General features: G+C 36.7%; 3 protein-coding genes. All 3 read left to right on the forward strand.

The window, feature by feature from the left end:
* The coding region (locus tag HRT72_05120) for a gliding motility-associated C-terminal domain-containing protein (protein NQY67090.1) at positions 1-553 on the forward strand (553 nt) is incomplete at its 5' end.
* A 72-nt stretch (positions 554-625) separates the two neighbouring features.
* Entirely contained in the window at positions 626-1180 is a 555-nt protein-coding gene (locus tag HRT72_05125; protein NQY67091.1) for a thioredoxin family protein, read from the forward strand.
* Between the two features lie 63 nt (positions 1181-1243).
* Complete coding sequence (locus HRT72_05130; protein NQY67092.1) at positions 1244-1957, forward strand: outer membrane beta-barrel protein; 714 nt, start codon at positions 1244-1246, stop codon at positions 1955-1957.
* Positions 1958-2004 lie beyond the last annotated feature (47 nt).

Here is a 2004-nt window from a genome sequence, read left to right on the forward strand (position 1 = left end):
TGTACAGTTTGTAGATCAGAGTTATAACACAAGGTACGAGGAGAACATTTGGGAATACTGGAGTGCTGTAGAAGATGTAGACTCTGACGATATGATCCGAACAGAGGTTGGAGAAGCAGAAGGCGATAGTATAACATACTTCACTTTTGAGAACCTGATGCCAATTACCTTCTATGCGAAACTGACTGTAAGTAGAGATGGATACTGTACTATTTCGGATAGTGTATCCTTTAACGTACGAACGATATCTTGCCTATACATTCCAGATGTCTTTACACCAAATGGCGATGGGGTTAATGACTACTTCGAGATGATTAGACATTGTAACTTAGAAACGTTTGTTGGAGATATCTACAACAGATGGGGTGAGAAGTTATATCACTGGGAGAACCCAGAAGCAGCATGGGATGGACGTACTTTATCCGGTGAAGAAGTGCCAGATGGTGTTTACTTCTATGTGATCTCAGCTAGAGGCTTCGATGGAGTTAATCGTGCAGACATGAACGATAAAAGTGTAGAGACTGTAGCAGGTAGCGTTACAATAATTAGATAAAAATTCAAGAAATTAATTAAAGGGATATCAAGAAATTGATATCCCTTTTTTATTTTAGTTCAAATTTATAATATGGCTGCAGCAGAAACTACGCAAATAGAACTGGGCTTTACCGCTCCAGATTTCAACTTGCTAAATACAATTACGGGAGAAAACCTAAGTTTAGATCAGCTGAGTATAGGAAACGGTCTTCTTGTTATGTTTATATGCAATCACTGTCCATATGTAATTCATATAATGGAGCAACTCGTAAGCCTAGCCAATGACTATAAAAGCCAAGGAATCACAACTGTCGCAATAAGTTCTAATGATGTTGAAAATTATCCTCAAGATTCTCCTGAAAAAATGAAAGAACTAGCTAGCGAGTATGGATTTAGTTTCCCGTATTTATATGATGAAACACAGGAAATAGCAAAATTATACGATGCTGTCTGTACTCCTGATTTTAGCATTTTTGACGATGATCTGAAATGTGTTTATAGAGGTCAGTTAGATGGCTCTCGGCCAGGAAATGATCTTTCCGTTACCGGTTCTGATATAAGAAAGGCGTTGGATGCAATAGTAAATAAAACTAGCGTTAGTACTAATCAAATTCCAAGTATCGGCTGCAGTATTAAATGGAAGTAGAGGTTTCTACTCCTCTTAGCGTTGCTACTTATAAAGGGGTAAATTTGACACAGTCCAAACATTATGCGCACCGTTCAATATTTATTATTCATTTTATTCATATGCGCAGCTACAACCTATGGGCAAAACTATCCCGTCAATGTTTTTGGTATTCAGTTTAAACCTGTAATCCCAGGTAGTTTAATAGACGATAAAACACAATCTAGGGTAAGGGGAGGAGTCATTTATTCAATCGAAAAGTTAATAGGTTATTCGGCTGGAATGATAGCACGACGAGAAATTAGTTCTAAGTTCTCGGTTGAGACAGGAATTAATTTTGTCCGCAGAAACTATCGCCTTGAATTGGCAGGGGAAGATTTCTTAGTGAGTGATAAGTTTAGAATCGTGAGCTATGAAATCCCGCTAAGTGCGTTGGTGTACATTAAATTATTTGACAACGTTTATATGAATAATTCTTTGGGAGTTTCTATGGAATGGTACCCCTCTGATGTTAAAACTTCGGATACGAATTACATTCATCTTTCAAGAAGAAAGTATTGGGTTCTTCCAGGAGTAGTTGCAAATGTTGGGATAGATATTAGAACTAGAAAAAAAGGAAAGTTTTATGTTGGCGCTACATATAAAAGACCATTTCTTGACTTTTATACTACCATTATTGATTACAGTAAATTGCCAGAAAATGTTATGTTTAATCTCGTTGGAGGATTTTTAACTGCAGATATTAGGTACTTTTTTCCAGTTGAGAAAAACGCAGATATAATCAGAGATTACGACTAGGTAGTTCGCACGAAAGCATTTGGATTATTATTCTGTAACTTCAATAA

The organism is Flavobacteriales bacterium (assembly GCA_013214975.1).
In the GTDB taxonomy this organism is placed as follows: Bacteria; Bacteroidota; Bacteroidia; order DT-38; family DT-38; genus DT-38.

Excerpts from the sequence above, each read along its gene's own strand:
- HRT72_05130 (NQY67092.1), top strand. The coding sequence starts at position 1,244 with ATGCGCACCGTTCAATATTTATTATTCATTTTATTCATATGCGCAGCT.
- HRT72_05125 (NQY67091.1), top strand. The coding sequence starts at position 626 with ATGGCTGCAGCAGAAACTACGCAAATAGAACTGGGCTTTACCGCTCCA.